Genomic DNA, 25,875 nt, shown 5'->3' with positions numbered 1-25,875 from the left:
CCAGAAACCAGGAGTAATGATGAGCAAGAACAGCTACACAAAAGAATTTAAAATAAAAGCAGTAGAGCTCCTTGAGCAAGGCAATAAGTCTTTATGTCCCGATATAGCGAAGAAATTCATATCCAATACTTGTAATTCTGATATAAGGCGCCTCTTCTTCAGACTGATCAGCAATAATTTTTGTAGAGGCTGCAACATCTTCAAAGTCATCAAAGTCTACACTAATATTTATAAGGCTGTGAGATAATAAATCATGACAAAACATTCTAAACTCATCTTTATTGCCAGGAAACTCACACAGGGCAAATAAGCTCTCATACGACTTAATTTTACTAACATCTCTTTCTTCAAATAATTTCAGTAATTGAATGTGAGATTGAGTTAACGAAGAGATTACACTAATAAAACGTAGCTGTAGTTCATCAGTTATATTTATCTCAAGGGCAGTATTAATCACCGCGTTTTTTAAATACTCTCGTTTCTCATTTTCATGAATAGTAAGTGACTCTTTAATTGCATTATATATAATTGTGCTAAATAACTCGTTACTGCTTAATGACTCAATATCAACAATAGATTGCTCTTTTAACTCATTTAGCCTATTAGCCACCTCTTGTAAAAAAAGATCTCTTCTGTTGGCTAAAGAATTCGGAAGGTAAAAATCCATATATTCAACGAGCAATCCGCCTATACCTGGTATAGATGAGACAAGACCCCTTAAAGTTTTTTATTAACAAATTTCGTTTCATATTCAGCAATCATAGTTGGAGACATATTGCGATTCATAGCATACTTTACCACCTCATCATCTTTACTTTTACAAATTAGCATCCCTATACTTGGATTTTCATGAGGCTTTCGTATATCACGATCTAAAGCTTCTAAATAAAATTGTAACTGGCCTATATGTGAGGGATGAAATTCTGAAATTTTGAGCTCTATCGCACAAATTGTATTCAATCCACGATGGAACATGAGCCAATCTATTCTAAATCTTTATTTCCAACCTGGATAGGATACTCTTCTCCCATCAAGGTGAAATCAGGTCCTAACTCCAATAAAAATTTTTTTTAAGTTTTTCACTAATGCTCGCCGTAAATCACTTTCTAAGTGATCATCAGGTAAATTTAAAAACTCAAAAACATAGCTATCCTTAAAAACACCAAACGCATTTTCCGGAAATTCTGTCAACACTGTTGACAGCTTCTGATCTGCTAAAACCGTTCGCTCATACGATGAGCTATCAATAAGACGTGCAAACTCCCTGGAAGAGTAATTATGTTTTGACGCAAGTATTAGGTATTAATTGTCTTTGTTTTGGAAAGAATATGAAGATGGTTAGACCATCCGATTTCTGTCAACAGTGCTGACAGTTTTGGATAGGGCAAATAAGTTTCATAAAATTTCTTCATTCTCCAAATATTTCTGGCGGAAAATCATTGAAACGATACACTTTTAGTAGAAATATATTGCGCTAGTTCCTCAACAACGCCCTGCCCCCAACCACCTGCTTTCGTTTTTTACTAATGTAAGAACCAATATCCCAATATAATGTGATAAGTGCACTATTTACTTGCTGCCAAACCTTAGATTTGCAGCCATAATCATCTGATGAATTTCATCGAAATCATTTTCATAGCTATTATCTAATTGTTTTGTCATATGCACAGCACTGCACAATACATTCGGTTTTTTTATAAATATACCACGAAGAGCTGCTGAAGAATTTACTTATTATAGTGTTAGGCCTGGTGTGTACGTAACACCTGTTTTCGGACAAGATTTCAGGCTATTGGTAAAGCTATAAACCTAAATATTGTTTAATAATGGTTATTAATTGCCAGTAATATTGATGAAAACCAATGGCAATATCTATGTAAACAAGGTTGTTAGTCAAATCAAAAACATTCCAAGTGTTTAGTTCCAACTTTTTAAGGCTAAAGGGAACTAATCTTGTCGGCCTGGGACTAAAGATCGTCGGTTTTGCCGACATCTGGAAGCATTTTTTGAGAGTTATTTTTTAATTAATACAATATAATCAATAAGATAATGTCGTTATTAAAAATACAATTTTTTGGCTAATTTTAAACATTTTAAAAAATTTGTAATTTAATAATTTTGTTTATTATCAAGTAATTAATAAAAATAAGATTTAATGTGAAATTGATTAAGCGCTTATATTTTTTTCTTTTGGTATGAACATTTATCCCGCGCCTGGGCTGAATCTATAATTAAAAATCAGCCTTCAAATGGCGGAAAAACCGACGATCTTTAGTCCCAGGCCCAATTGTGGTGTCTGATTGAATTACTGTCTTGTGCAAGAGACACTCGACGTTGATACATGGACCTTAGCTTCTTCCGCTGATTTATCCATCGATTTATTAACTGGCTTAGGTGAAAAGAAAGGACTGATATGTCCTGATATTGAACCCACACTCTGGCTTGGTTTTGGATATTCAGGCAGAAAATGGCTATTTTCTGCTTTTAATTCAGCAAATACATTATCATATCCACAGGAATAGATTTTTCTCACTTTTGCAAAAGAATCAGGATAATATTGGTCTATGGTTTTAAGCACTGTATAAGCTCGAGCTTCTGTCAAAAGTGGAGCATATCTATCCAATCTTAAATAGCGTGGTTCTCGTAGTAAATCAATCAATAATCCAGTAATCGCTATTTTTATTGCATCTTCATCAGCAATTTGTGTATCTTTTTTATTTAATTGATTCTTCCAGCTTATTTCACATGCAAAATGAAAAAAATCTAGAGGTACAGGTCCTTCATTTTTAGGTGTTCCGTGATAATTTAGGTCAGAATCTTCATGATGAATATTTCTAAATACGGTTGGACCTGTGCAGAATATAGTCCAGTTTAAAACAAAATCAGAGGTGGATAAACCATAGCGGTCATTCAACTGAGAATAACTATATTCTGCTAATTCGCGATATTTCTTTAATTCTTCTTCTCCAAAAAGATCCTTCGCAGAAGTCTTATAATTCTCTACGATTTGTGCTTTAACTTTTTCGATAAACTGATGACGGCGAGTAGCCATAATAAAATCATTATTTTGATTATTTTGTATTAGATCATATTTAAATTTTGCATCTAAATCGTCCTCATCATCAGATTCATCGAAGGAACATATAATACCGGTATCATCACTTTTTTTATGTTTATGGTGCAACGGATGTATATTCCGCTCAATAAATTTAACCGGGCCCTTATGTAGGTATAGACCAGTGGGAGATACTACATCGATAAGTCTTTCGGGATCATCAAGCGAGAGCACATCAGTATCCATATACCAACCGCCCCATCTGCTTAGCAATTCTATGCGAAAGGTATCTGTTGAAGCTGCGTAATTTCCACGAAGTAATTCTAATTTATACATAGGCTCAACTTCGCCCATATAACCATCTATTACGGCGCAGTCCATAAGATGAACTTGATTTTGAATACAAGTTTCTTTTAGATGATGTAATTCTTCTGCGGAATAGCAATAAAAGTTAACCCACAGGATAACATTATAACTCTCATATAGTCTTTTAAAACGTGCAATGGTTTGCAGATGATCTGGGTTTCGCAAAGGATTAACTTGATAAATAAAATGAGAATGGTTAGGAATTAAATGGTTATTATGTTCATAACCATTTGACGGCATTATCTGAACGCCGGTTTGATGTAAATTGAGTAATTCAGGTAAATCGGGCAAAGCTTCTTGTTTTCCTTCCACTTGTAGTAGTTTGAAAGGATCTGGCCCGAAAATGTTAAATGAATTAGTATCCGGCACTTGTGTTAATTTGAGGTTTTTCATATTAGCTCACGCTTGTTGGTTTCAGCTAATTTTGTAGTAATCAAATTAAGTACGTATGAAGGGGCAATGAAATTTAAGAAATAGCCAATTCATTTTTTTGCTAGCCTTAACGCACTAACGATTGATTTAAAGTCAAATGTAAGCAGTTAAGAATCACCACCTAGCTATTAAGCGATAGCATTTAGGCCTAGTGTGTACGTGCACCTGTTTTCGGACAAGATTAGTTCCCTTTAGCCTTAAATAGTTGGCATTAATAACATTAAATGTTTTGGATTTGATCAACATTGTTATTGAATTACATATTGCTAGTGGCTCTCATCAATACTAATGGTAATTAGTAACCACTATTAAATAATTCTTAGACTAATAGTTTTATTAATGGTCTAAAATCTAATCCGAAAATAGGGAAGACGTACACACTAGGCCTTTATGGAGAGAAATTTAAAACCAGAGCAGAAACTCAATTACTTGTATTCGATTACATTGAGGTGTTTTATAATCGGCAGCGACTACATTCTACTCTGGGATATCAGACACCGGATGAATTTCAGTTAGTAGCATAAAGTTGGTGTCCGGAATTTCGAGGCAAGATCATTTGTACTCCTTCATACTCAAACCATCCTTCAAAACTATGTAGGGGTTCTGTGGAAGAAGTGACAAGAATGTTCGTTCTATAAAAAACCACACAACTTTTGTGACATTTAAATACTATATGAATAAATTAAAGTTAATTTAGGCTGATTTTTATCATGTTTTTGTGTGTATAACATTATGATAAAATTAATGTTTTTCTAAAACGAGCATTTTTGTCACTTCTTCCACAGATCCCCTACAAACTTCATTTTTATGGTCTCGCAGCATACTGCACCTCTCCTTTGCCCCGGATCCTTTAAACAATTTGATTTGCGAAAAATTAGAACAATACTAAACTTATAGTTTAAAAGTTAAACAATGAGTTCTAAAAAAATTTGATCCTCAGGAAATTATTATTTAAATGAATGCAAAAAATAAATTTGAAAATGTTGTTGAGATGTTTTTGGATAGATGTCAGTTAAATCAATCTAAACCTTTATATTATTTCTCACCAACGGGTAAATTTGAAGACAACGAACAAATTACCTACGACGAGCTTCTCCAAAAAATTAATAGCCTATCTGCTTTACTCCAGCAGCAAACTAAACCAGGAGAAAGAGTTTTACTGATTTTTACTCCAGGACTAGACTATATCGTCACATTCTGGGCCTGTGTATTTGCAGGAGTGCTTGCAGTTCCAGCTTATCCACCCTTTGATAAAAGTACTGTGGAAAAATTAGAAGCCATTATTAATAATGCAAAACCGGCGATTATTTTATCGAATACTGAAATTATTCAAAAAATTAAGAAACTCGGGTTTATTAAAAATATTGCGTCCCTTCCCTTAATTCGAAATTTTTTAAATACATTTTCATTTAAAATGACCGAGCTATTGGAATGGGATTTTCAGGGGGTTCGCTGGATTGACATTAAAAAGTCAACCTCTAATATGGCAAATTCATATAAACCTATATCCATTAAAGGTTCTGATATGTGTTATTTACAATATACCTCAGGATCAACCTCAATGCCGAAAGGTGTTATCGTACGTCATGAAAATTTGCTAGATAATTTGGGTTTGGTTTATAAAACGATAGGTGAGACAAATCATGAACGTATGGTTTCTTGGTTACCCCCGTATCATGATATGGGGCTAATTGGTAACTTACTCTTCCCTGTGTATGCTGGCTTTAGTATTTTTATGATGTCGCCTGTTTCATTCCTCAGACATCCCTATTTGTGGCTAAAGGCCATTTCTGATTTTGAAGCAAACCTTAGTGGAGGCCCAAATTTTTCCTATGAAATTTGTGAAAAAAGAATCGATGAACAGCTTATCGAAGAGAATTTTCGCTTGGATTCCTGGCGAGTTGCCTATAATGGAGCGGAGCATATATATCATAAAACGTTAAATAATTTTTTTAATAAATTTGGCAAATATGGATTCAAAAAAAAAGCTTTTTATCCAATTTATGGTTTAGCTGAGTCTACAGTATTTGTTAGTGGAAATAAAAATGAATCAGATCTCCCCAAAGTACTCAATGTTGATATTAACTCTTTACAAAAGAATCAGGTGGAACTGAGCGATGATGCTAAAACTGTCTTAGTCGGGTGTGGAAAACCGATGACAAACCTTTGTATAGTATCTGAAGCCCCACATAAAATATGTGGAGAAGGAGAAATAGGGGAAATTTGGCTCAGCGGGCCCAGTGTAACCTCGGGTTATTGGGAAAACTACGAAGCAACAAAAGAGTACTTTAAAGCCTATTTAAAAGACTCGGATACAATTTCATATTTAAGAACTGGAGATTTGGGATTTTTATATAAAGGAGATTTATTCATTACTGGACGAATTAAGGAACTCATTATAGTTAATGGAAAAAATCACTATCCCTATGATATTGAAATCCTTATTGGCTCTTTAGATTCTCGGTTAAAAACCGGATGTATTGCAGCTTTTTCAGTAAATGCTAATACTTCTGAACAATTGGCAATCGTTGCTGAAATTAAACGAATTTGCCCTCGAGATGAATTAGAAGATATTGTAAATAAAATTAGAACTAATATTAATTCTAGTTTTGGCTTAATACCGCATTTTGTTGCTTTACTGCCACCTAAGAAAATTCCTAAAACTACTAGTGGTAAATTGCGAAGAAATATCATTAAGAAAATGGTGTCAGAAAATACACTAAATGTAATTTACTCATGGGAATTAGGAGAGGGTAATGCCAATTGAATCTGACTGCACTGTGAGTGAAATTGAAGATTTTTTACAAAAAAATATAGCGCAGGTTCTACACCAACCTAAGAACAATATCGATGTGTATTTACCATTAGAAAACTTTGCTCTTGATTCATTACAGATCCAACACTTTCTTGCAAATGTTGAAGATGTTCTTCAAATTAAAATTGATAATGACCTGATTATTAATTTTGAAAATATTAAAGAAATTGCCAACTATCTATTTACATGCATTAACGAGCAAAAATACGAGTCTGATTTCAGTAAATTTAATGTGTTTTCTAACATAAATCATAAAAAAATAGAGAAGAAGAGAAGCGCAGAAAATTATACGGATTTTGAAAAATACTCTCCTTACCTTGAGCTAAAAAATATGCAAGTAACGTTGGGCAATGATATTTTTTTTGATGCTCAAGAAGGGGTATCTGGAAGTACTTGTATTATCAATTCAAAAGAATACCTTAATTTTACGTCATACAACTATTTAGGTTTAGCGGCCCATCCCGAAGTTGTTTCTGCAAGTTGCGACGCAATTAGACAATATGGAACTTCTGTTTCTGCGAGCCGACTTGTTTCGGGACAAAAAATAATTCATCAAGAGCTTGAGTGGGAGTTAGCAAAGTTGTTAGGTGTTGAAGACGCTGTAGTTTTTACGTGTGGGCATGCTACTAATGTAATGACCATTGCCCATTTATATGGGCCAGGTGATTTAGTTTTACATGATGAACTAGCACATAATAGCCTTGTGTTAGGTGCGGAATACTCTAATGCGAGACGTATAAGTTTCCCCCACAATGATTGGCAAGCTCTTGATAATATTTTAAATCGAGAGCGGAGTTTTTATAGAAGAGTATTAATTGTTATCGAAGGGGTCTATAGCATGGATGGGGACATCCCTCCGCTTGATAAATTTATCGAAGTAAAAAATCGCCATGCTGCCTGGATCATGATAGACGAAGCTCATTCTATCGGAGTTCTGGGAGAAAGTGGTAAAGGTATTGGTGAACACTATGGAATCAACCCCTTCGATGTAGATATATGGATGGGTACTTTAAGTAAATCTTTGGCTAGTTGCGGTGGATATATTGCTGGTAAAAAAGAGTTAATTGAATATTTAAAGTATACCTGCCCTGGCTTTGTATTTTCTGCAGGACTTTGCCCGGCTAATGCAGCAGCTGCATTAGCATCCATTAAAGTGATGGGCAAAGAAAATGAGCGGGTAAAACAATTGAAAGAATTAAGTCAATTAGCGAGAAAGACCGCAATTCATTATGGTTTTGATATAGGATTAAATGAGAATACGCCAATTTTACCCATTATTTTGGGAAATTCCCAAAAATGTATCCATGTATCTAGACAATGCTTTGAGCATGGATTAAATGTTAAACCGATTATATATCCTGCTGTTCCTGAAAATTCAGCCCGGTTACGATTTTTTATCACCGCTATTCACACACCGGATCAAATCTTAAAGTCGTTTGAGATCTTATCACAGAGCCATGCCAAATTTATCAGTTTGTCATTATGAAGGCTGCGTTGCAAAAAATATTATGAACGCTAGAATCTAAATTTTAGACATAAATCAGCTATATAAACCAAACTGCCTATTAATAGACCTCCGGCCGGGACCTTAGCGAAAAAGGGTCATGTGTAAATTACATTCAAAAATTTACATAAACTTTGAGCAAAACTTCAGATAGGTAGAAATCAATCGTATTCCCTCGCTCATCAATTGCACGGTATAGGTATTTCCATTCTCCTTTTACCCTGATGTAAGTTTCATCCAGGTGCCATCTGTTGGAATAACGCTTTTTATACCACTCCAGCCGTTTCTTCAGTTCTGGCGCATAGTGCTGAACCCAGCGATACACAGTAGTGTGAGCTATTTCTAACCCGCGTTCCTTCATCATTTCTTCTAGATCACGATAGCTGATTCCATATTTACAGTACCAGCGTACGCATTGCATAATCACTTCGCCATGAAAATGGCGCCATTTGAAATCCCTTGGTTGGTATTTATCCATATCTTACCCCCAGCATTAATTAGGTAAGTATAGGAAAGTTAATTTTTTGCAACGCAGCCCGTTTCCGCTCCATTGGACTCCAAACCCCGAGTATCTTTTAATTCCGTTGTTTGTCGCGCCCCTTAATCATTTCTTAATATAATCTTGCCTATAATAAACACAACAAATATAAGGAAACCGTCAGGAGGCCTTATGCCTAAGAAAGTCGCTTTTGTAGATATTGATGGCTGTTTGGTTGAGAATGGTAAGCTGAATCAGGCCTTAGTGGAACAACTGAAAGCTTATGACGAAGTTATCTTGTTTACCCAACGAAGCAAATTTTTGCAAGTAGGACAAGTTTCTCGCCCATATATCTTAGCGGAACAAGTACCTGCAAAAGAAGAGATAATCAATACCCCCGATGCTGTTCAGGCACTTAGCACTATTTTAGGCAAACCAATAAAGGTATCTACCTCTGTTGATCGCTTTTTCGGTAACCCTACTGAGTATTATGAGAGCCGCTTGAAAGATTTTGAAGAGCGCTTAAAAGAAGAGGCTAGCTCAAAGGGTGATCAAGTCGACATTGCAAGTTTTAATCTTGAAGTACGCACAGAAGTTGAAAAAATTAGGGCGGCTTTGGGGCAGGATGAGAGAAAAAGCCCTGGTGACTTTTACCCTCAAGGAAAAGTTGAACAATGCCAGGAGCTTATAAATCATTTACCCCAATTAATGGGCACAAGCGATTTTGTTATTGACTATTATGATGATAGCCAGAGAAACCTCAAAGAGGTTATTGATACTGATTTTCCCAATAAGCCGACCTGCATGATTGTCTCAGGTTCCTATAGCTGCCCCCTCACCAAGTTTAAAGAAAAATATGGTAATGAAGCCGATCCGCGCGATCCTGAAATTAAAAAACAATTAGAAAATGATCCTATTGCAAAATTGAACCAATATATCGTCGACCGTGAAAGAGAGCGACAAACATCAAAGTCTGAGTATAAAAGCAAATGGGCTGAAATCTTTACACCCATAAATAGTGCCACAACAAAGATTTCTGCTGCAAAAAAAGCAATTAAAATCTTGCAAGGTGACGATGGCGAAGTGATGACGGAAGATGAAATGCAGGCGCTAAAACAAGGTCGATTGAAGGAAATTATTGGTGATGAAATTAAGACAATAAAAGATTCCCAGGAAGAACAACAAGATAGATCTTGTTTATGGTTCCGGAACTGATGTATCCCCACGAAATATGAATTGAATTAAAGAGTGCGTCATGATCAAATGCTCCAAAAAAATTGAGGAGCATTTGAGATGTTAGAAGTAGACAGGGCAGCGTCAATTATCCAAAAAATTTTCGACAGAGCCGAAATTCTTGGCATGTCGTCAAGCAAAAAGCCTAATGGATAATGAAGCGGTTTAATAGATCTATTAGACCATATATGGACCCTGCCAGGCACCGCAAGAGGTAAATTTCAATTTTTAACAAAAATAGGTTGAGATGCAGTCATATATTCGGTTTTTAATAAGTGTTATAAATCACTCTAACCCTGATAGTATTCGCGCTCTTTCTCCTCATCACGTCAACGATCTTGAAAACGATCTTGGTCTAATACAGGTTTTGAAAGAGCTGGTCTTACCTATTTTGCTATCAATTTTGTCTACCTTTAGCAATCTCCAGAACAAAGTAACTTCTTGTTTTACTTACATCGCTTAATATTGCTGAATGTACTTTTTACATTCAGTAATATTAAGTGAAACTATAATTTGATTAATAAATTTTATTTATGAGTTCATTATGCAATTGCCAATGGCTTACGATAAGACTCGCCTGTCGCCAACATCGCCCAAATTGTACGTGCATTTTTATTGGCTAATGCTACTGCCGTTTTGTTAAAACCAATACGAAGCTTTTTCTCTATTACCCACTGGCTTTTTTTATCCTTTTTGTTCCCGCATGTTTTTATGACTGTGCGTGCGCCATGAATCAGCAATGTCCTTATATAACGATCTCCTCTTTTTGTGATAGAGCCTAAAACAATCTTGTTGCCACTGGAATTCTGTCGAGGCACTAAACCCAGCCAGGCAGCTACCTCTCTGCCATTTTTAAAAACAGTGGGATCACCAATTGTAGCTACTATTGCCGAGGCTGTTATAGGTCCAATGCCTTCTATGCTTTGAATTGCTACACAGCGGGGATCAGTTTTTGCTTGTTCACGTATCTCTTTATCGTAGTACTTGGCCTGCTCATCATAAAGTTTAAGTTGTTCGTGTAACTGTAAAAATATTTTCTTTGAACATGAGCTTATCTTATCTTCATTAGCATCTAGTATTTCAGGTAGTTGCACAAGACGCTGAATACCTTGAGCAATAATAATTCCATATTCTGCTAAAAAACCACGAATTTGATTCGCTTGAGCGGTTCTTTGTTTGACCGCAAGCTCTTTAGCTCGGTGGAGTAATAATACATCCTGTTGTGTCATATTCTTTATTGGTACAAAACGCATTGTCGGCCGTGTTACAGCCTCCGATATTGCCTCAGCATCCTTTGCATCATTTTTATTGGACTTTACATAAGGTTTTACAAATTGTGGTGACATCATTTTTACTGTATGGCCCATTTCAACAAATAATCGAGACCAATAATGAGCTCCTCCACAGGCTTCAACGCCAACAAGACAGGGTGATAAATTTGCCATAAATTCAACTAGTTTTTCACGACTCAATCGTTTACGCAAAACACCTTTTCCATTACTGTCTGTACCATGAAGCTGGAAAACATTTTTTGCTAAATCTATTCCTAATACTTTAATATTATTCATTATGGATCCTCCACTTTTTTGAATGAAACTAAACACTCTCATTCTGGCTCTTTATGAAGCCTCGTTAAAGTGGCAGGGTCCATACTATTACTTCATAGCATTTCTATTTTTTAAAAATAGCGATTAAGTTGCTATTAGTTAGACATATTGAAAAATCGTCTTAAATACATTTGAGCCCTAGAGAAGTAGCTCCCATTGGCAGAAGGATAGCGAGGACTACTTAATGAATTTCTTATAACTATATTATCTGCTTGAGGCCCCTTATCTCCAGCGATTACAACAAACTCTACTTTCTGCCCCTCAATAAGAGTTTTAAAACCATCGGTTATGATCGAGGAAAAGTGAGCAAATACGTCTGCTCCTGAGTCCTGCTTAATAAAACCAAAACCTTTCGATTTGCTAAACCACTTAACAGTTCCTGTCTTTATATTTGACATAATATTATCCTTATACTTATAGGATGGAGTGACTAAACTGGCTAAAAATAAATATATACAAATAAAATTTAAGATAAAATGAATAGTTAGAGAACAGTTTCAATAGATTTTCTTTCTAACATAGATTCATAATCGCCATACAGTAACCCCAATAAGATGACTACCACACAAAAAATATTCAACTCATTGCTATAGGATTAAGAGGCGATGAAAAGAAATTTTGTGCGAAAGTAAATCGTTTAAAGCCCCGTTTTTCATCAGGGCTCACGACACTAGGTTGCTTGTTACTATAAAAAATTATAAGCAAACGATTTGTTCAGCTTGAGGGCCTTTTTGACCTTGAGTTACGACGAACTCTACACGTTGACCTTCTGTTAATGTTTTAAAGCCACTACTTACTATAGAGCTAAAATGGGCGAAAACATCTGGCCCCGTACTTTGTTCAATAAAACCAAAACCTTTAGACTCATTAAACCATTTAACCGTACCAGCTGTTGTTTTTGACATAACATATACCTGAAAAAAATTATAAATATGCTTAAATATTAAGCTGTTTAGGAAGATGAAAAAGATAGTTTTATTGATAATAGCGCGTAAATTAGGTAAACAACGTGGAATTAGTAATGTGCAAAACCGGCTTTCTCTCAAGCCATAGAAGCACATTAACACCTATATTTGAATATAGCAAATTATATTTATACTGAGGGAGGTCGTTACAATGGTTTCAAAAATGGGTTTTGCGTAATTTTTTTTAAATTGAAATTTAACATTATTTTGGTCGCAATTAGTCTGCTAGCTCATATAATTGTTTTAAGGAAGGCGTATTGTTTGCATTTTTCTTTTTTAAGTATTCGATGCAACTCGACTTCAGAAATTGTCGCTTCAGCACTTCATCCGGACAATTCAGATTTTCAGCAGATGCCCCTTTTACTCATTGACAAATACTATTTATATTAGAAATATGATATAATTAAACCAAGTGGATAAAAATTTTTGTATCCACCCTTCTTTTTTACTTGCCTATTACATGTGATTCAATTTTCATAATTATGAGGCAATCACTTACCTTTTAGTCATTTTGACTCGAAGCTGACTGTTAAGGTAGGAATGTTATGAGCCCTAAAATATGCCATTACTGTTTACAAACTTCTGATAGTTTTTCCTTACAAGGACAATACAAAACGAACGAAGGAAAGTTTATCTACTACAGATTATGCAATTCATGTAATCAAAAGTTAATTGGAATTAATTCATACTCTGATAAACAAGGCCGCCAAACCTTCTTAACCACCGTAAAGGCTAATGCAAAAAACACCCCTGAATATGTTTAGGATGGGATTTTCATCGCCTTTCTTCACTCCAATAATCATAAGGTGTTATTACGAAACAAAATAAAATATATGTCGGTTCTTTATCATCGTGTACAACTGAAACAGAGCTCATAGAGGCATTTTCAGAATTTGGTTCTATTGATGATATTAAAATTATCATTGATAGATATACTGGTGAATCAAAAGGCTTTGCATTTATTACTTTTTCATCCAATTCAAGTGCCGTAAAAGCTTTAAATATGGATGGAATGGAACTAAAAGAAAGAACTATCCGGGTCAGCGCAGCAAGAAAAAAAGAGAATTTTCGAGGTAACCAAAACCGATGGTAAAGAGTAATACTCTATCTTTATTAAATATGTTGACACTCAGGTAAAAACTGGTTCAAATGAAATCGTTTGTCAAAATATAAGTGTTAAACTATGATTCAATTCCCTAAAGCAGACCTGCATGGTGTACTTAGACAAAGAGTAAATAACTATTTTAGCCGTTTAGGTATCTCTAAATATGGTGGTAAAAAAATAGTCATAAAAAGTGTTGTTTTGTTGGCTTTGCTATTTATCCCATATGGTATTTTATTAACATATAACCTTAATTCCATATCAATGCTTCTACTTGCCGCAACGATGGGAGTAGCTATAGCGGGCTTGGGTATGGGGGTAATGCATGACTGTATCCATGGATCGTTTTCTTCCTCATCAAAGATTAATAAATGGTGGGGTACGTTAATATATGTGCTGATAATAGGTGGTAATCCAATATGGTGGCGGCTACAGCATAACGTTCTTCATCATAGATTCACAAATATTCATGACGTTGATGAGGATTTAAACCCTTATGGGTTTATGCGTTTTTGTCCTCATGATAAACAAAAATCTATATTTAGATTTCAGCACCTATACGCCATTTTCTTGTACGCTTTGACGACTCTAATATGGGTGTTACATAAAGAATTTGCCCAACTAAAGCGATATTTTTCAATGGGCCTAATTAAGTCAAAAGCTCAATATACGAAAGAGCTGAGGTTTTTAATCATTTCAAAGGCTATTTACTATAGTTATATGCTTGTTATACCGATGATGATTCTAAATATTAATATTTTTCAGTGGATAATAGGATTTATCGTCATGCATGCTGTAACTGGAATCATTCTAGCGGTTGTATTCCAGCTCGCACATGTCATTGAAAATACAGATTATCCATTACCCGATAACAGTGGGAATATTGCACATGACTGGGCTAGTCATCAAGTAAAAACCACCTCCGATTTTTCACCAAATAACCGCCTATTAACCTGGTTTATTGGCGGTTTAAATTACCAAATAGAGCATCATTTTTTTCCAACAATTTGTCACGTTCATTACCCTAAAATCGCAAGAATCGTACAGAAAACCGTTAAAGAATATGGGTTGGAGTATTATTGTTATCCAACACTAAGGATTGCTTTAAAGGCACATTTCAACCACCTGTATACACTTGGGCAGACGGATATGTCTTTAGTTAATAAGGTGGAGAGTAACTAAACGATAAAGTTACACTAATCAATGATACAAAATAAATAATCAAATTGTGCAGTAGAAATTATGATTTATTCTTAAGCTTTTCCAGATTGACTTTCATGCGACGAGTCGCTTCGTGACCTTCGCTAATAGTTTCTTGAGCGCGATCGAATTCCATAAGACCGATATAGCCAAGCTTCGGTGTGATGAGAACGTCGGGCGGATCCTCTGCCATGCGCGACTTGGTGATTCGATCCTGCATAATGTTAATGGATCCAGCGATCACGTCGAAGAGACCTGGTTCAAAGATTTTCTTTTTACGCAGTGAGGAAATAAATGAATCTAGTCTAATATCGAAGTTATCTTTCAACATGGACGCCCACTTAGCAATGTTTGGATCATTCTTTTCAGCATATTCCAATTTCTTTTTATTTTCTTGTTTGTCGGCTGCAACATCGCTGTGATGTGAAGAGAAATGTCTACCGACGAGATCACTGTTTAAATTAACAGCAATGATGTAATCGGCACCCATAGCACGTGCTAGTGAAATAGGTACAGGATTGACTAGACCACCATCCAGCATAATATCTTGTTTTAAAGCAATAGGTGCAAAAATTCCAGGTAGAGCGATAGATGCTCGCACAGCATCGAGTAAGGAGCCTTCTCTCAACCAGTGCTCTTTTCCATTCGAGAGCGATGTTGCAACACACCCAAAGGGAACTTTCAGATCCTCGATATTAGGATTGCCAATTCGTTTTTCGATGGCAATCATAAGAGGTTTACCCTGGATAAAACCGCCACCAGCTATGCGAACATCTAATAATTTTAGAATATCCACACGTCTAAGTGTGAAAATCCATTCTTCAAATTCGTCGAGGTGACCTGATACATAAGCCCCCGCGACCACAGCACCTATGGATGAGCCTGTAACAAGATCTGGTTTTATGCCCATGTTTGCCAACTCATGGATGACGCCTATGTGTGCCCAGCCGCGTGCTGACCCGCTGCCAAGTACTAGTCCTATTTTGGGTCTTTCCATATTATCCCCGCATAAACCTATGAAAAAGATAACCTCTAAGCTTATGGTAAGCTTTTTATAAGATGCTTATAACATAAGGAAACGCAATTTTGGTGCAACCTGCAACCATCATTAATTATCCTAGGGCTCGTTTAAGAGGATCGCGTCTTGTCATTTGACTATAACTGAAAGGCAAGTCGCGACCCCAACATGTATTATAGACCTCGTTCCAAACCATGCAAAAGATGAGGTGTGGTAAGTACATGAGTATTCGAGCTGCTGAACTACCCTAATTAAGAATCATCAGATAATCAGCTCTTATTGTTCAATAACAAGCCTATTCTGGCAGAAGAAAAACTCAGATAGTCCGCTGCTTCTCGATACGATATTGTATCAATAAGTTACCTTTCTACTACTCAACGCACGCAAAATTGCATCCAGTACAACGTTTTAAATAGACAGTTTGATGTTAAAGAAGCAAATAAAGCTTACGTATCCGATATCACTTATGTCTTGACTCAGGAAGGCTGGCTTTATTTAGCGGTTGTTATGGATTTATTTTCAAGAAAAATAGTGGGCTGGAGTATGGGCTCTCGAATGAAAGCAACATTAGTCTGTGATGCTCTGAATAGAGCTATTTGGCAGCGAAAGCCATCAGCAGGACTCGTTATTCATTCAGATAGAGAAAGTCAGTACGCAAGTTACCAATACCATAACTTATTAACGCGTAAAGGTTATATTGGCAGTATGAGTAAAAGAGGAGACTGCTGGGATAATAGTGTTATTGAAAGCTTCTTTGGTCGTTTAAAGCAAGAACGAGTTCAATGGCGAAATTATCAAACTCGATGGGAAGCTCAGCAGGATATTTTGAATTACATCACTATGTTCTATAACAGCTACAGATTGCATTCTTATTTAGGATATTTAAGTCCAAATCAATTTGAAAAACAAAGCGATTGTTTAATGAAAGTTGCTTAACTGGGGTGTAACATTTTGGTTGACCACATCAGTTGATGCTCTAAGTTATTAGAACGAAAAACCACGTTTTCTAATAAAGGTTGAATCATTTCCCTAATTCAATGTCAGAGCGCTTAGCAGGGAAATGCTTCAAGACGAGTCATTACTGCTTTACGTCCAAGGACGTGCATTAAGGACATAATCATTAATATCCAGGTAAATCAACCAATGTTTCGGTGAACCAAGCGAAGAAAGTTATAGATATTTAATTAGCTCTGCTTATTTTTTAATTCTAACTATCAAAAATCCAACATCTTTATTAATTATTCATTCAGCTAGCATTGAGATAATTCCAAATTAGATTGAAGGAGAAAAATGCATGTTTATGCATTCAGGTCTTTAAGCTCATGAGCTAGCGGTTCCGTTGCTCTCTGAGCCCGTCACTTCGTTCCGAGTGATCAACATCATCGGAAAATGCAAGCGATCGAGATTATGTTATTTTCATTGTATATCAGTGCGTTACTTCAACTTCTTTCAATGCGGAACGCAAAATGGTTGCTTGCCTGCGCGAGCATGACAGTTTTTTTGTCATGTACAGAAAAATTTTATTTAGGAGTACAAAATTATGATCGAAAAATTTGAAGAAGGTCCCAAACCACTCAAAAAGGTTGTCTTACAGTTCACAATGGAAGTCGAAGCACGTCCATTTTTAACAGACTATTCTGACAGATATTTTTTGGAAACGCTTCCTGAGGACAATCCGCTGATCGCTGAATTTGGTTATAGCCTTTATTCCTCTGGAGAAAGACTGAAGAGTGGGGTTGAATTGATTGTGGTTATTACCGGAAAAGGGCCTGAAGAAGTTGATCGAGTTGGTACCATCGATGCCTCTTTGATGGCTGAAAGGATAAGGAGTTTCTTGCAACCGGATCTGTTTATCAATGCGGGTACAGCCGGATATGTAGTGGGAAGCGAGGATGAATTTTTGGATGATTCAGCATTTCCCTATTTAGTCATAGCCAATGAAGTCTGCGCGTTCGATCGTCGCGTCCCAGGCGATGAGAAGTGGCAAAATTTTGCCAGACGTCCCACTTCTGCCGGTATTATTGCATCGAGTTATCTAGCAAAATCTTTGGATTGCAAAATTGCAACACTGGGATCATCTGATTCTTTTTATCTGAGAAAAAAAGAAGCTGCGGCTCTTTTAACCAGCGAAATCCGTCATGTGGATATGGAAGCTATAGGTGTTGCTGTAGCAATTGCCTCTCACACTCCAGTCATGTTCATTAAAGTGGTGGGTAATTGTAATGGTTATAAGCTTCAAGAGAAATCGGCTAAACAATACAACAGTACGCATGAAAAAACGGTCGCAAAATTATCATCAGGCTTAGCTCGTTTAATTGATTTTGTTGCTGGCAAGACATTATCAGAGGTCTCTGCACCATCATCGAACTCCGACTTGTCGTTTTTCGCAAAACCATCTTCGTCTTCTGCATTCATAGATGGAGATCAAACCAATATGACAAGCAGAGCAAAAGACTCCAATGTCCCGTTACGCTAAAGCCGCCCCTTTCTTAGACCTTTCTACACGATTGTAGAAAGGTCACCCTAAAATATGTGTCTAACATGAGTTAGTAATAAGAGCATTGCAAATTTAGACTCAAACATGTACGTCCCCAAACGCGTTCATGTTTAAGTCCTTGAAGCATCTTAGATATTTAAACGGAGTTGTTTAATGTATAAAAAAAACACTTTAAACCCTATTATTAATCTTGACCAACCTGTAAGTAGGTTCGATTTAGAGAGAAAATTTAAAGTATTATGGGACGATTTTAATATTACAGAAGATGAGCCTCATGAACTTCTAGGCATTGAAGCTGCCGGGGCAAACCCATACGGTAGGCCACCCATGTTTGCAGTTGAACAAGCCAATGAATATCTTATGAAACATCCTTCTTCTTTGACAAGATATGAAGACTGCAACGGTCTAAAATTTATAAGAAAAGAATTAGTAGCCACCGTAAAATCAATAGGATATAAAACATCTGATGATAAGTTACTAACTGAAGAGAATATAGCAATAGCTCCTGGAATAAATTCTTCTATTAATACAATTTATAAATACTTACGTGACAAAAGTCTGAGAGAGCAGCCTGACAAAACCCCTTGTATTATTACAAATAATTATTTTTACACGATCCCAGATATTTCAAATGTTAAATTTCTCTCTGCCAATTCAGAGATACTAATCCATGATGGCGTTCACCCCAAAGAAATAAATGATGCAATTGAAAAAGCCAGAAAACTAAATATGAATCCAATACTTTATTATAATGTCACACCAGATAATCCCACTGGGACAATTACTAGTAAAGAAAGAGCATTGGAACTAAGTAATATCTTTAGAATGCCTGAAAACAGTAAAATTTTTGTTCTTAATGATCTGGCTTATCATTTCACATACTTAAATAATGGCGAAAAAACCTATCCAATAGGTGGAGCTGGGTTCCAAAGCGCTATGATGTTTGGATTATCAAAAATTGCTGGTCCAGGATTTAGAGTCTCATCTATTGTGTCAGATAGAGAATTTATCAAATCACTAGAAATAAGCAGTTTTAGTGAGTTTATGTTTCCATCTATACATTCACAACTTGTGTTGTATTTTTTTTTCAAAAAATCTAACGATAAACTAAGGAATCACTTTTTAGAAGAAAAAAGAAAACATCTCAACTTCAACTCTAAATTGATGTTGGTTTTGATTAATGGCTTAAATAGTGTAAAAGATCTTAAAACTAGTGAATTAAAAAAAATTCATGAGCTTCTTGAAAAGAAGAGAGTTAATAACTACAAAAATCTTATTAAACATGGTTTGAACGGAATTTCCATAATCAATAACCCAAAGGCAGCTTTTTTTCATATTATTGATTTTACAAGTTTTAGAGGACAATTTTTCCTAAATAAAGAAATTATGACAGGCATTGATTTGGCAGAAGTATTTTACAGAATATCTAAATCGTTGCTTTTCCCATTAGATATGCTAAGTCTCGGTAACTCAAATGCCTTATTGAAAAAATCAACATTACTGATGCGCGTATCCTACTCAACGTCTACATCAGAAATAATTGATTTGTTCTTAAATATTAAGATGCTTCAAGACAATTTAAAATAATAGTAGGTGGATGACATGGTTCAACTGGCTAAATCTTATTTAGAAGATAATACAAACTTTACCACACTACCCTCTCAAGACGATGTCGATGAGTATAGAATGATGGAGGATTTTGCTTTTTCATTTAATGATGAGCGTCACAAAGAAAATCTTTTGATTGCCTTGCAAGGTAAAGGTGCTTTTAGACGATTCAAGGACACCGTTATTTACCTTGGTATTGCAGATGAGTAGTATCAATATAGAGATAAGCAATACAAAATATTTGTTCTGGAATGGTGTGAAATGAAGAAATAGAAGTTGACCAGAGCTGCTCTGTAAAAGGATGAGAGCATTTTCATCGAAGGAATTGCTCTATCTTATATAGTTATTATTTCTTGTATCGCAGGCTTGTTATATTCAGCTTTACCAACCTTCACAATTAGATTAGCACGTGGCTGATATTCAGCTTCACTATGTGTGTGCCCACATAGAACTAAAAAATCTATTGAGGGCTCATCAACAGCAAAAGACATCAATGCATCACCTATCTCTTTAGAACTAAAGTAAGGTAGATAATTATCATCATTCATCTACCCCATATGCTGAGAAGCCTCTTTGAATGGGGGTACATGAGTTAACACAATAATTTTTTGAGGTTGTTGTTTAACCGCTTGAGTTAAATCATTTTTCAAAGCACTAGCTTCTATGTCAGCTAGCTCCTGCATTTTTTGTAATAGCTGGAAGCGACCAAGTATTTTTTCCTGGAACAGACAGCAATCATTCGGCTATCATTGAGCGATACTGGGCTATTTTGATAATCGCCTAAGCGGCCATCAGCACAACCGTTAATGTTGGCCGAACATCTAGTGAAAGCGGATCATTGATAAAGAGTGCGGTAGTACAGCCACCAAGATAGACTACCTCATTGTTCAACTCTCCAAGCTTGCGAGCGACAAATTCCAGCATTTTTAGATTTGAGGTTGCCCGTTGGTTTCTTTGAAGCATAACTTCTCTCTTAATAGTTTAATTGCGATATTTCGCTCTCTTGCTCTCCCTATGCGTATAGCGTCGATCAGAATCAATAATTCGTAAAATAGTTGATCTGGATGTTTAGCTATCGCCCGAGGTACTGAACGATACAAAGGTTCTAATGCTAACCCTCGATGCTCTCCTTCAGAATAGGGCCATACTGGTATGGGATCGTCACCTAATATAATATGCTTTTTAAACAAAGGAGCCGCATAACTCGTGGCAATTCCTCGCGTATAAGATCCCAATTGTCCTGGAAAAAAGTATTTTACTCCAATAATTAAGCACTCTTCACAAGCAGCTTTTATGGGCATTCGAACAATTTTATTTGAAAATAAATCTCCTAATTTGCGATAAACCGGCCCTAGCAAGCCTGATAACTCTAAGCGCTTCATCCCTTCATGTACTTCAGAAGCACTCATACAAAGATATGTCGCCAAATCTTTTTGAAGCAGCTGCTCAGGTTGTTTGCTTGCTAAAATTTTTAGCAGTATCACAATGTCTTGTGGTTTTAGCATTTGTCACTGCCAGGTTAGAGGTATAAACAAAATATAGCATGAATTCGCAATTTGCGAATCGCGAATCACAAATTTCAAACATCAATCAATTACTGTTATCCGAGTTGATGGTGCTATTTGATGACAAATCAGTACAAAATGAGTTCTATATTTAAGCGGTTTTTTGTCCGCTACACTAAAACGCCATCAGGGTAATGACTACCCACCTTATTGTCTGCTGATAGCGATAGCTATCCATATCTAAGTAATGCTGCAGTTAATACTTTCTTAATATTCATATTTTATACTGAATCAAACACTTAAATTGAGTCTATTATGAGCTATAGTGAATTTCTTGAATGGTTAAATAAGTTAACGATAGCTAACTCGAAAAATAAAAACCTGTTAAAACAAGGAGAACGAACTAATGGGTTGCTTAATACTGCAAATGAGCGAGGCCCATTTTCGTATTTTAAGATCATTCGAGGAAACGATTGAAATCGATGTGCAATTAATAAAAATCGATTAGGCTAATTCAGGATTATATGCAGATGAATAAGAGGGATGAAAATATTATAAATCCCGATTTATTCTGGGATTTTACTAATCAGCATTGCCGACAAATCTTGCAAAGCTATTTAGATGAGAATAATACTATGCTGGGAGAAATTAATAGCGCCCTCAGCTAGAAGAAATATTTCAAAAAGCTTGTACTAATGAAGATAGTATCTCATCACAAGAAAATGAGTTTGAGCAAATTTACTCTTTTTCATATACACAGAATCAATTGCTTAAAACCTTTTTTGATGAAAAGAATCAGAAAGAGAATCAGTTTGTCTCTGATTTTGCAATTGCGAAATCACTTTGATAAGTATCTGAGGATAAGGCATTCGAACTAATCCATTTAACCCGCATTAATAATAAATCGGAGATTATTTGTATATGCCAAATGCGGTTTACTATGGTCACTTACTAAAGTAACGAAAATAGTTGTTGTCAGTAAATTGCATTAATCTCTGGTTATGGCATATTCACTACAACGATTGGGTGTTAAGGACGGGACTTTTATGCTACTTTCTGTTAAAGAGCTTTCATTGCAAATGGCAGAATTAATGGCTGCTCGTGCTGAAGAAACGGCTTCTGAGCTTCATTTGAAAATTGCTGTTGCTATTCTCGATAACCACGGCAACTTAAAACTCTTTCGGCGAATGGATGGTAATGGCTTCGTAAGTGTGCGAATGTCACAACTCAAAGCGATGACTTCTGCTAGTATGCCAGTCTCCACTAAGGACTTAGCGGAACGAAATAAATCGTTTGATAATTCCCCCTACTCCTCTGTTCCCGGGATAGTCTTGCTTGAGGGCGGTTTACCTATTATTAGTAAAGAGGGTCAACATTTAGGCGCGATTGGTATTAGTGGAGCTAACCCAGAGCTCGATGGTCTTTGTGCTAAAGCGGCATTAGAAGCTATTGAGGATTACTTATAAGCGGTGGGGAGAATTAATTGAAATCAGTTTGTTATCTCAGAACATGAAAGAGGAATATCTCTTCTTGTTAGAAGAGATATGTAAACGATTGGGGTTTTCTTTCATCACTACCGACAATAAGTTCATTTAGCTTTGTTATTGGTTAAATCATTATATTGAGGGGGTCACTAACTCCTACCACGTTAGAAATGTCCTGCAATAAACTTTCTGTTGTGCTATGACTCTTGAAGCCCGACATAAAGAAATATAATCCCGTACCCCTATTTAACATAAGGCTATGTTCTTTATTAGCAAGAATATCATCTACGCGCGACTTTACTTCGTCGACTGGCAACGAATTTAATTCATCAACCAAGTATCTAAGTTCATTTGCTTTGATTTTTCCCTTCGTAGCTCCCTCTGTCTGTAAACAATTAATATAAGTTTGCAAAGCATGAATGGCTGTTTTCAGTTCTTGAGGGTGTTCAACCTGGTCTTCTGATTTAGACTCTTTTTTTACCTTTGCCAGGGGTAAGTCAACAAACAGATCTTGAGTTGGATCATTAGAATAGGGAAGCTTATAGACGGTAATGAAACTAACTTCACCACCAAACACATTACTCGCTTCATGCAGCAAATGCCTAACCAAAAAATTAACAGCCTCTTCTCGCGTATTGAATCTTACAACTCCATAATTGTTTTCATAATATTCCATTCCCTCACCAACCATTCTCAAACTGGTTGAGTGAAAGCCGTGATTCTTAATAAGAAAATTAAAATTGAAGGTGGTTTGGTCATCCATATCTTTTAAAGCATTCCAAATAGCCGCCCGCATTTGTGCTTCTAAATTAACTTTAAAATACCAACCAACCCGTCTAAAAAGAATGTCTGCAAAAGTCCAATTCTGCCTAAACGTTTTATATAGATCTTTGTTAGAAGCCGTCGACAAATGATCGAGCAAACCTTGTGATATAAGCTTGCCATATTGGTGAGTATGCCCCCAGCAGTACCCCGAAAAATCAGAACCTTTAAACGGATCATTGGATTGATTAAATGGTAGGTAATGTGTGGCAAACTCTTGAGCCAGTTCATGGAAGTGCTGATAATTATCTCTATAACGATAGTTTAAGGTTTGTACTTGTTTTTTAGCAGTTCTTTTGATATCAGCTAGAATTCTTTGAATAGCATTCAGAGCACTGACATCTTCGGCATAAGCTTTTTCTTTGCCTTCACTAATTTTAGTGTCTATCGCCTCAATACCAATGACAACTTTGTTCAATTGCATGAGGTCATACTCTTTGCGTAAAGCAAAAATATCTTTTTCCTGTCCGTCTTGTTTTTCTCTCAAGTAATGAATAAAGCTAGGATCATTAGCGCTCGCTTCCAACTTTTTTAATTCTTGTTTTAATTGAGCAGCAAGCTCTTTATCTTTTATTTGCTTAATAAAATTATAAGTATCTGAGTAATGCATTTTAATGCCCAAGAGAGAACAAAATACAAGCACACTGTATCATAAATGACTTAAGTAAACCTTAAATGGCTCATTACAGCATGCTTGACTATAGAACCGCTATCGGTTTTTCTGAGATAGCTCAACGCATTTTGATAGTGACAGATATACGCATGGTTGACTTAACAAGCCAAGATTAAATTATCAATAGCATTGGCTTGCTCTACAATGACTCCTCTAACATCCTTAGCCAGACTGTTTAAGGGGTTGCCTGGGCCATTAAAGAAAAGTTAGATTTTTATTATGATTGATTCGATGAGAAACAATCTGGTGTTCCAGTTTGAGTTCTTTTAGAAGTTGAATAATTGTATTCCTTTTATTAATGGAGATATTTGCTGCAAAAGGATTGTAACAAGGGAGAGACGCTAAATAGTTAGCGACCTCTACAGGTCCCCTTCCAACAGCCTTGCGAATTGCAAAATTATTTTGTGCAGTAGGATCAACGCTTGGCATCGTGTTGGGTATTGTTATGAGATGAATGGGTTATTTTAGTCTGTACTTACCTATCTTGGGTTTGGCGTTAAGTTGCATTTAGCAGAAGTAGTTTATAATGGTGCAGAGTTTCGTAGCCGCCCACCTAGGCATGCAATATTATTAGTCAAATTAATGATAATGAATATTTAGTTGATGTTGGTTATGGTCGAAAATGATTCAGAAGGGGCAAACCATTATGGCATTGAACCAACGTAGTAATAAGCTATCAATACCGTCAATTTTATATGGGACGGCCTGGAAAGAAGCGGATACAGAGCTGCTTGTTACCCAGGCTTTAACCTTAGGATATGAAGGTATTGATACCGCCAATCAGAGAAAGCATTACTTTGAGGAAGGTGTTGGATTGGCTGTGCAGAGATTTTTAAAAACGAGTGATAAAACACGCGCTGACTTATTTTTACAAACAAAATTTACGTCCATAAACGGCCAGGATTCGCGTTTGCCCTATGATGAATTTGCTTCTTTGACTAATCAGGTTAAGCAATCCTTTGCCAGTTCGCTAAATCATTTGCAAACAGACTATATTGACTCCTATATTCTTCATGGACCAACAATGTCTCGAGGAATAATCGATGCGGATTTGGAAATTTGGCAGGCTATGGAAACCTTAGTACATGAGGGGAAGGTCAAATTTCTCGGAATTTCAAACGTCAACATCCAGCAGGTAGAGGAGTTATACAACAAGGTCCTTATCAAACCATCATTTATTCAAAATCGATGCTTCGCTATCTCCCGATGGGATCAAAACCTTAGGTTGTTTTGTAAAACACATAAGATTATCTACCAAGGATTTTCATTACTCACTGCAAATCTTTCCTATCTTGCAACCTCATATATGCAAAAATTGGCTCTTAAATATGATAAAACCATTCCTCAACTTATATTCCGTTTTGCCTTACACAAGGGGATGTTGCCGCTAACAGGCTCAACAAACTCACAACATATGCAAGACGATTTGGATATCAATGATTTTGAGCTTTCTGATGATGAGGTTAACCATATAGAAAATATTGCTATCAGTCTAAAATAAAAAGGATCAT

At 36.0% G+C, this 25,875-nt stretch carries 24 protein-coding genes and 4 pseudogenes; 15 read left to right on the top strand and 13 right to left on the bottom strand.

What is annotated here, in order from left to right:
• Positions 1–91 precede the first annotated feature (91 nt).
• From BN1094_RS04510 to BN1094_RS04495, 4 genes are all read right to left on the bottom strand, one after another.
• Complete coding sequence (locus BN1094_RS04510) at positions 92–682, bottom strand: hypothetical protein (protein ID WP_141650421.1); 591 nt, start codon at positions 680–682, stop codon at positions 92–94.
• Positions 683–717: 35 nt separating this feature from the next.
• Positions 718–987, bottom strand: a complete 270-nt coding sequence (locus BN1094_RS20060) for a PDDEXK nuclease domain-containing protein (RefSeq protein WP_281175060.1) — start codon at positions 985–987, stop codon at positions 718–720.
• A 308-nt stretch (positions 988–1,295) separates the two neighbouring features.
• Positions 1,296–1,412: a DUF1016 N-terminal domain-containing protein gene (locus BN1094_RS20055; RefSeq protein WP_245614173.1), complete on the bottom strand. Its 117-nt coding sequence runs from the start codon at positions 1,410–1,412 to the stop codon at positions 1,296–1,298.
• 893 nt (positions 1,413–2,305) lie between these two features.
• On the bottom strand, positions 2,306–3,814 hold the full coding sequence (locus tag BN1094_RS04495; RefSeq protein WP_043873135.1) for a TcdA/TcdB catalytic glycosyltransferase domain-containing protein: 1,509 nt from the start codon (positions 3,812–3,814) through the stop codon (positions 2,306–2,308).
• Positions 3,815–4,239: 425 nt separating this feature from the next.
• Here BN1094_RS04495 and BN1094_RS19200 point away from each other — a divergent pair.
• The 3 genes and pseudogenes from BN1094_RS19200 to BN1094_RS04485 all read left to right on the top strand — a co-directional run.
• Positions 4,240–4,377, top strand: a pseudogene (locus BN1094_RS19200) (IS3 family transposase); the annotation flags it as partial.
• Between the two features lie 431 nt (positions 4,378–4,808).
• Positions 4,809–6,620, top strand: a complete 1,812-nt coding sequence (locus BN1094_RS04490; RefSeq protein ID WP_043873134.1) for a fatty acyl-AMP ligase — start codon at positions 4,809–4,811, stop codon at positions 6,618–6,620.
• Complete coding sequence (locus BN1094_RS04485) at positions 6,610–8,154, top strand: aminotransferase class I/II-fold pyridoxal phosphate-dependent enzyme (protein ID WP_043873133.1); 1,545 nt, start codon at positions 6,610–6,612, stop codon at positions 8,152–8,154. The genes BN1094_RS04490 and BN1094_RS04485 overlap by 11 nt, the downstream gene beginning before the upstream one ends.
• Positions 8,155–8,320: 166 nt before the next feature.
• On the opposite strand, the pseudogene BN1094_RS04480 reads toward BN1094_RS04485, so the two are convergent.
• Positions 8,321–8,650: pseudogene (locus BN1094_RS04480) on the bottom strand (IS6 family transposase); the annotation flags it as partial.
• 192 nt (positions 8,651–8,842) lie between these two features.
• Here BN1094_RS04480 and BN1094_RS04475 point away from each other — a divergent pair.
• Positions 8,843–9,865 (top strand): hypothetical protein, encoded by a 1,023-nt coding sequence (locus BN1094_RS04475; RefSeq protein ID WP_043873132.1) that lies wholly within the window; start codon positions 8,843–8,845, stop codon positions 9,863–9,865.
• 560 nt (positions 9,866–10,425) lie between these two features.
• Here BN1094_RS04475 and BN1094_RS04470 read toward each other — a convergent pair.
• From BN1094_RS04470 to BN1094_RS04460, 3 genes and pseudogenes are all read right to left on the bottom strand, one after another.
• A complete protein-coding gene (locus BN1094_RS04470) occupies positions 10,426–11,451 on the bottom strand; it encodes an IS110 family RNA-guided transposase (protein WP_043872911.1) in 1,026 nt (341 codons plus the stop codon).
• Positions 11,452–11,687: 236 nt separating this feature from the next.
• Positions 11,688–11,888, bottom strand: a pseudogene (locus tag BN1094_RS04465) (cold-shock protein); the annotation flags it as partial.
• 297 nt (positions 11,889–12,185) lie between these two features.
• On the bottom strand, positions 12,186–12,395 hold the full coding sequence (locus BN1094_RS04460) for a cold-shock protein (protein ID WP_043873735.1): 210 nt from the start codon (positions 12,393–12,395) through the stop codon (positions 12,186–12,188).
• Positions 12,396–13,000: 605 nt separating this feature from the next.
• Between BN1094_RS04460 and BN1094_RS04455 the strand changes: the two genes are divergently transcribed.
• From BN1094_RS04455 to BN1094_RS04450, 3 genes are all read left to right on the top strand, one after another.
• Positions 13,001–13,219 (top strand): hypothetical protein, encoded by a 219-nt coding sequence (locus BN1094_RS04455; protein ID WP_043873131.1) that lies wholly within the window; start codon positions 13,001–13,003, stop codon positions 13,217–13,219.
• Between the two features lie 47 nt (positions 13,220–13,266).
• Positions 13,267–13,548, top strand: coding sequence for an RNA recognition motif domain-containing protein (locus BN1094_RS20270; protein ID WP_081934983.1), 282 nt, complete (start codon positions 13,267–13,269; stop codon positions 13,546–13,548).
• Positions 13,549–13,638: 90 nt separating this feature from the next.
• Entirely contained in the window at positions 13,639–14,739 is a 1,101-nt protein-coding gene (locus tag BN1094_RS04450) for a fatty acid desaturase family protein (RefSeq protein WP_043873130.1), read from the top strand.
• Between the two features lie 58 nt (positions 14,740–14,797).
• Here BN1094_RS04450 and BN1094_RS04445 read toward each other — a convergent pair whose 3' ends face one another.
• The gene (locus BN1094_RS04445; protein WP_043873129.1) at positions 14,798–15,754 is read right to left on the bottom strand and encodes a patatin-like phospholipase family protein; all 957 of its coding nucleotides are present in this window, start codon (positions 15,752–15,754) and stop codon (positions 14,798–14,800) included.
• 384 nt (positions 15,755–16,138) lie between these two features.
• Between BN1094_RS04445 and BN1094_RS04440 the strand changes: the two are divergent.
• From BN1094_RS04440 to BN1094_RS04425, 4 genes and pseudogenes are all read left to right on the top strand, one after another.
• Positions 16,139–16,711: pseudogene (locus BN1094_RS04440) on the top strand (IS3 family transposase); the annotation flags it as partial.
• Between the two features lie 604 nt (positions 16,712–17,315).
• Entirely contained in the window at positions 17,316–18,251 is a 936-nt protein-coding gene (locus BN1094_RS04435) for a nucleoside phosphorylase-I family protein (RefSeq protein WP_043873128.1), read from the top strand.
• A 174-nt stretch (positions 18,252–18,425) separates the two neighbouring features.
• Positions 18,426–19,859 carry an aminotransferase class I/II-fold pyridoxal phosphate-dependent enzyme gene (locus BN1094_RS04430; RefSeq protein WP_043873127.1) on the top strand — a complete coding sequence of 478 codons (1,434 nt, stop codon included), beginning with the start codon at positions 18,426–18,428 and terminating at the stop codon, positions 19,857–19,859.
• Positions 19,860–19,874: 15 nt separating this feature from the next.
• A complete protein-coding gene (locus BN1094_RS04425) occupies positions 19,875–20,090 on the top strand; it encodes a UPF0158 family protein (protein WP_052403133.1) in 216 nt (71 codons plus the stop codon).
• 125 nt (positions 20,091–20,215) lie between these two features.
• On the opposite strand, the gene BN1094_RS20050 is transcribed toward BN1094_RS04425, so the two are convergent.
• The 3 genes from BN1094_RS20050 to BN1094_RS04415 form a co-directional block, all read right to left on the bottom strand.
• Positions 20,216–20,428 (bottom strand): hypothetical protein, encoded by a 213-nt coding sequence (locus BN1094_RS20050; RefSeq protein WP_245614171.1) that lies wholly within the window; start codon positions 20,426–20,428, stop codon positions 20,216–20,218.
• Between the two features lie 232 nt (positions 20,429–20,660).
• On the bottom strand, positions 20,661–20,843 hold the full coding sequence (locus BN1094_RS19610) for a hypothetical protein (RefSeq protein WP_141650420.1): 183 nt from the start codon (positions 20,841–20,843) through the stop codon (positions 20,661–20,663).
• A complete protein-coding gene (locus BN1094_RS04415) occupies positions 20,807–21,385 on the bottom strand; it encodes a hypothetical protein (RefSeq protein ID WP_043873126.1) in 579 nt (192 codons plus the stop codon). Before BN1094_RS04415 ends, BN1094_RS19610 begins: the two co-directional genes overlap by 37 nt.
• 315 nt (positions 21,386–21,700) lie before the next feature.
• On the opposite strand from BN1094_RS04415, the gene BN1094_RS19775 reads away from it, so the two are divergent.
• The 3 genes from BN1094_RS19775 (at position 21,701) to BN1094_RS04410 (ending at position 22,851) form a co-directional block, all read left to right on the top strand.
• Positions 21,701–21,862 (top strand): hypothetical protein, encoded by a 162-nt coding sequence (locus tag BN1094_RS19775; RefSeq protein ID WP_176695257.1) that lies wholly within the window; start codon positions 21,701–21,703, stop codon positions 21,860–21,862.
• Between the two features lie 53 nt (positions 21,863–21,915).
• Entirely contained in the window at positions 21,916–22,053 is a 138-nt protein-coding gene (locus BN1094_RS19770) for a hypothetical protein (protein WP_176695256.1), read from the top strand.
• Between the two features lie 378 nt (positions 22,054–22,431).
• Positions 22,432–22,851, top strand: coding sequence for a GlcG/HbpS family heme-binding protein (locus tag BN1094_RS04410; protein WP_218054601.1), 420 nt, complete (start codon positions 22,432–22,434; stop codon positions 22,849–22,851).
• Positions 22,852–22,993: 142 nt separating this feature from the next.
• Here BN1094_RS04410 and BN1094_RS04405 read toward each other — a convergent pair whose 3' ends face one another.
• A complete protein-coding gene (locus BN1094_RS04405; protein WP_043873125.1) occupies positions 22,994–24,301 on the bottom strand; it encodes a hypothetical protein in 1,308 nt (435 codons plus the stop codon).
• Between the two features lie 709 nt (positions 24,302–25,010).
• Between BN1094_RS04405 and BN1094_RS04395 the strand changes: the two genes are divergently transcribed.
• On the top strand, positions 25,011–25,865 hold the full coding sequence (locus BN1094_RS04395; RefSeq protein ID WP_043873123.1) for an aldo/keto reductase family protein: 855 nt from the start codon (positions 25,011–25,013) through the stop codon (positions 25,863–25,865).
• Positions 25,866–25,875 lie beyond the last annotated feature (10 nt).

Source organism: Legionella massiliensis, from assembly GCF_000756815.1.
GTDB lineage: Bacteria > Pseudomonadota > Gammaproteobacteria > Legionellales > Legionellaceae > Tatlockia > Tatlockia massiliensis.
This window is presented reverse-complemented; position numbering and strand designations above follow the sequence as displayed.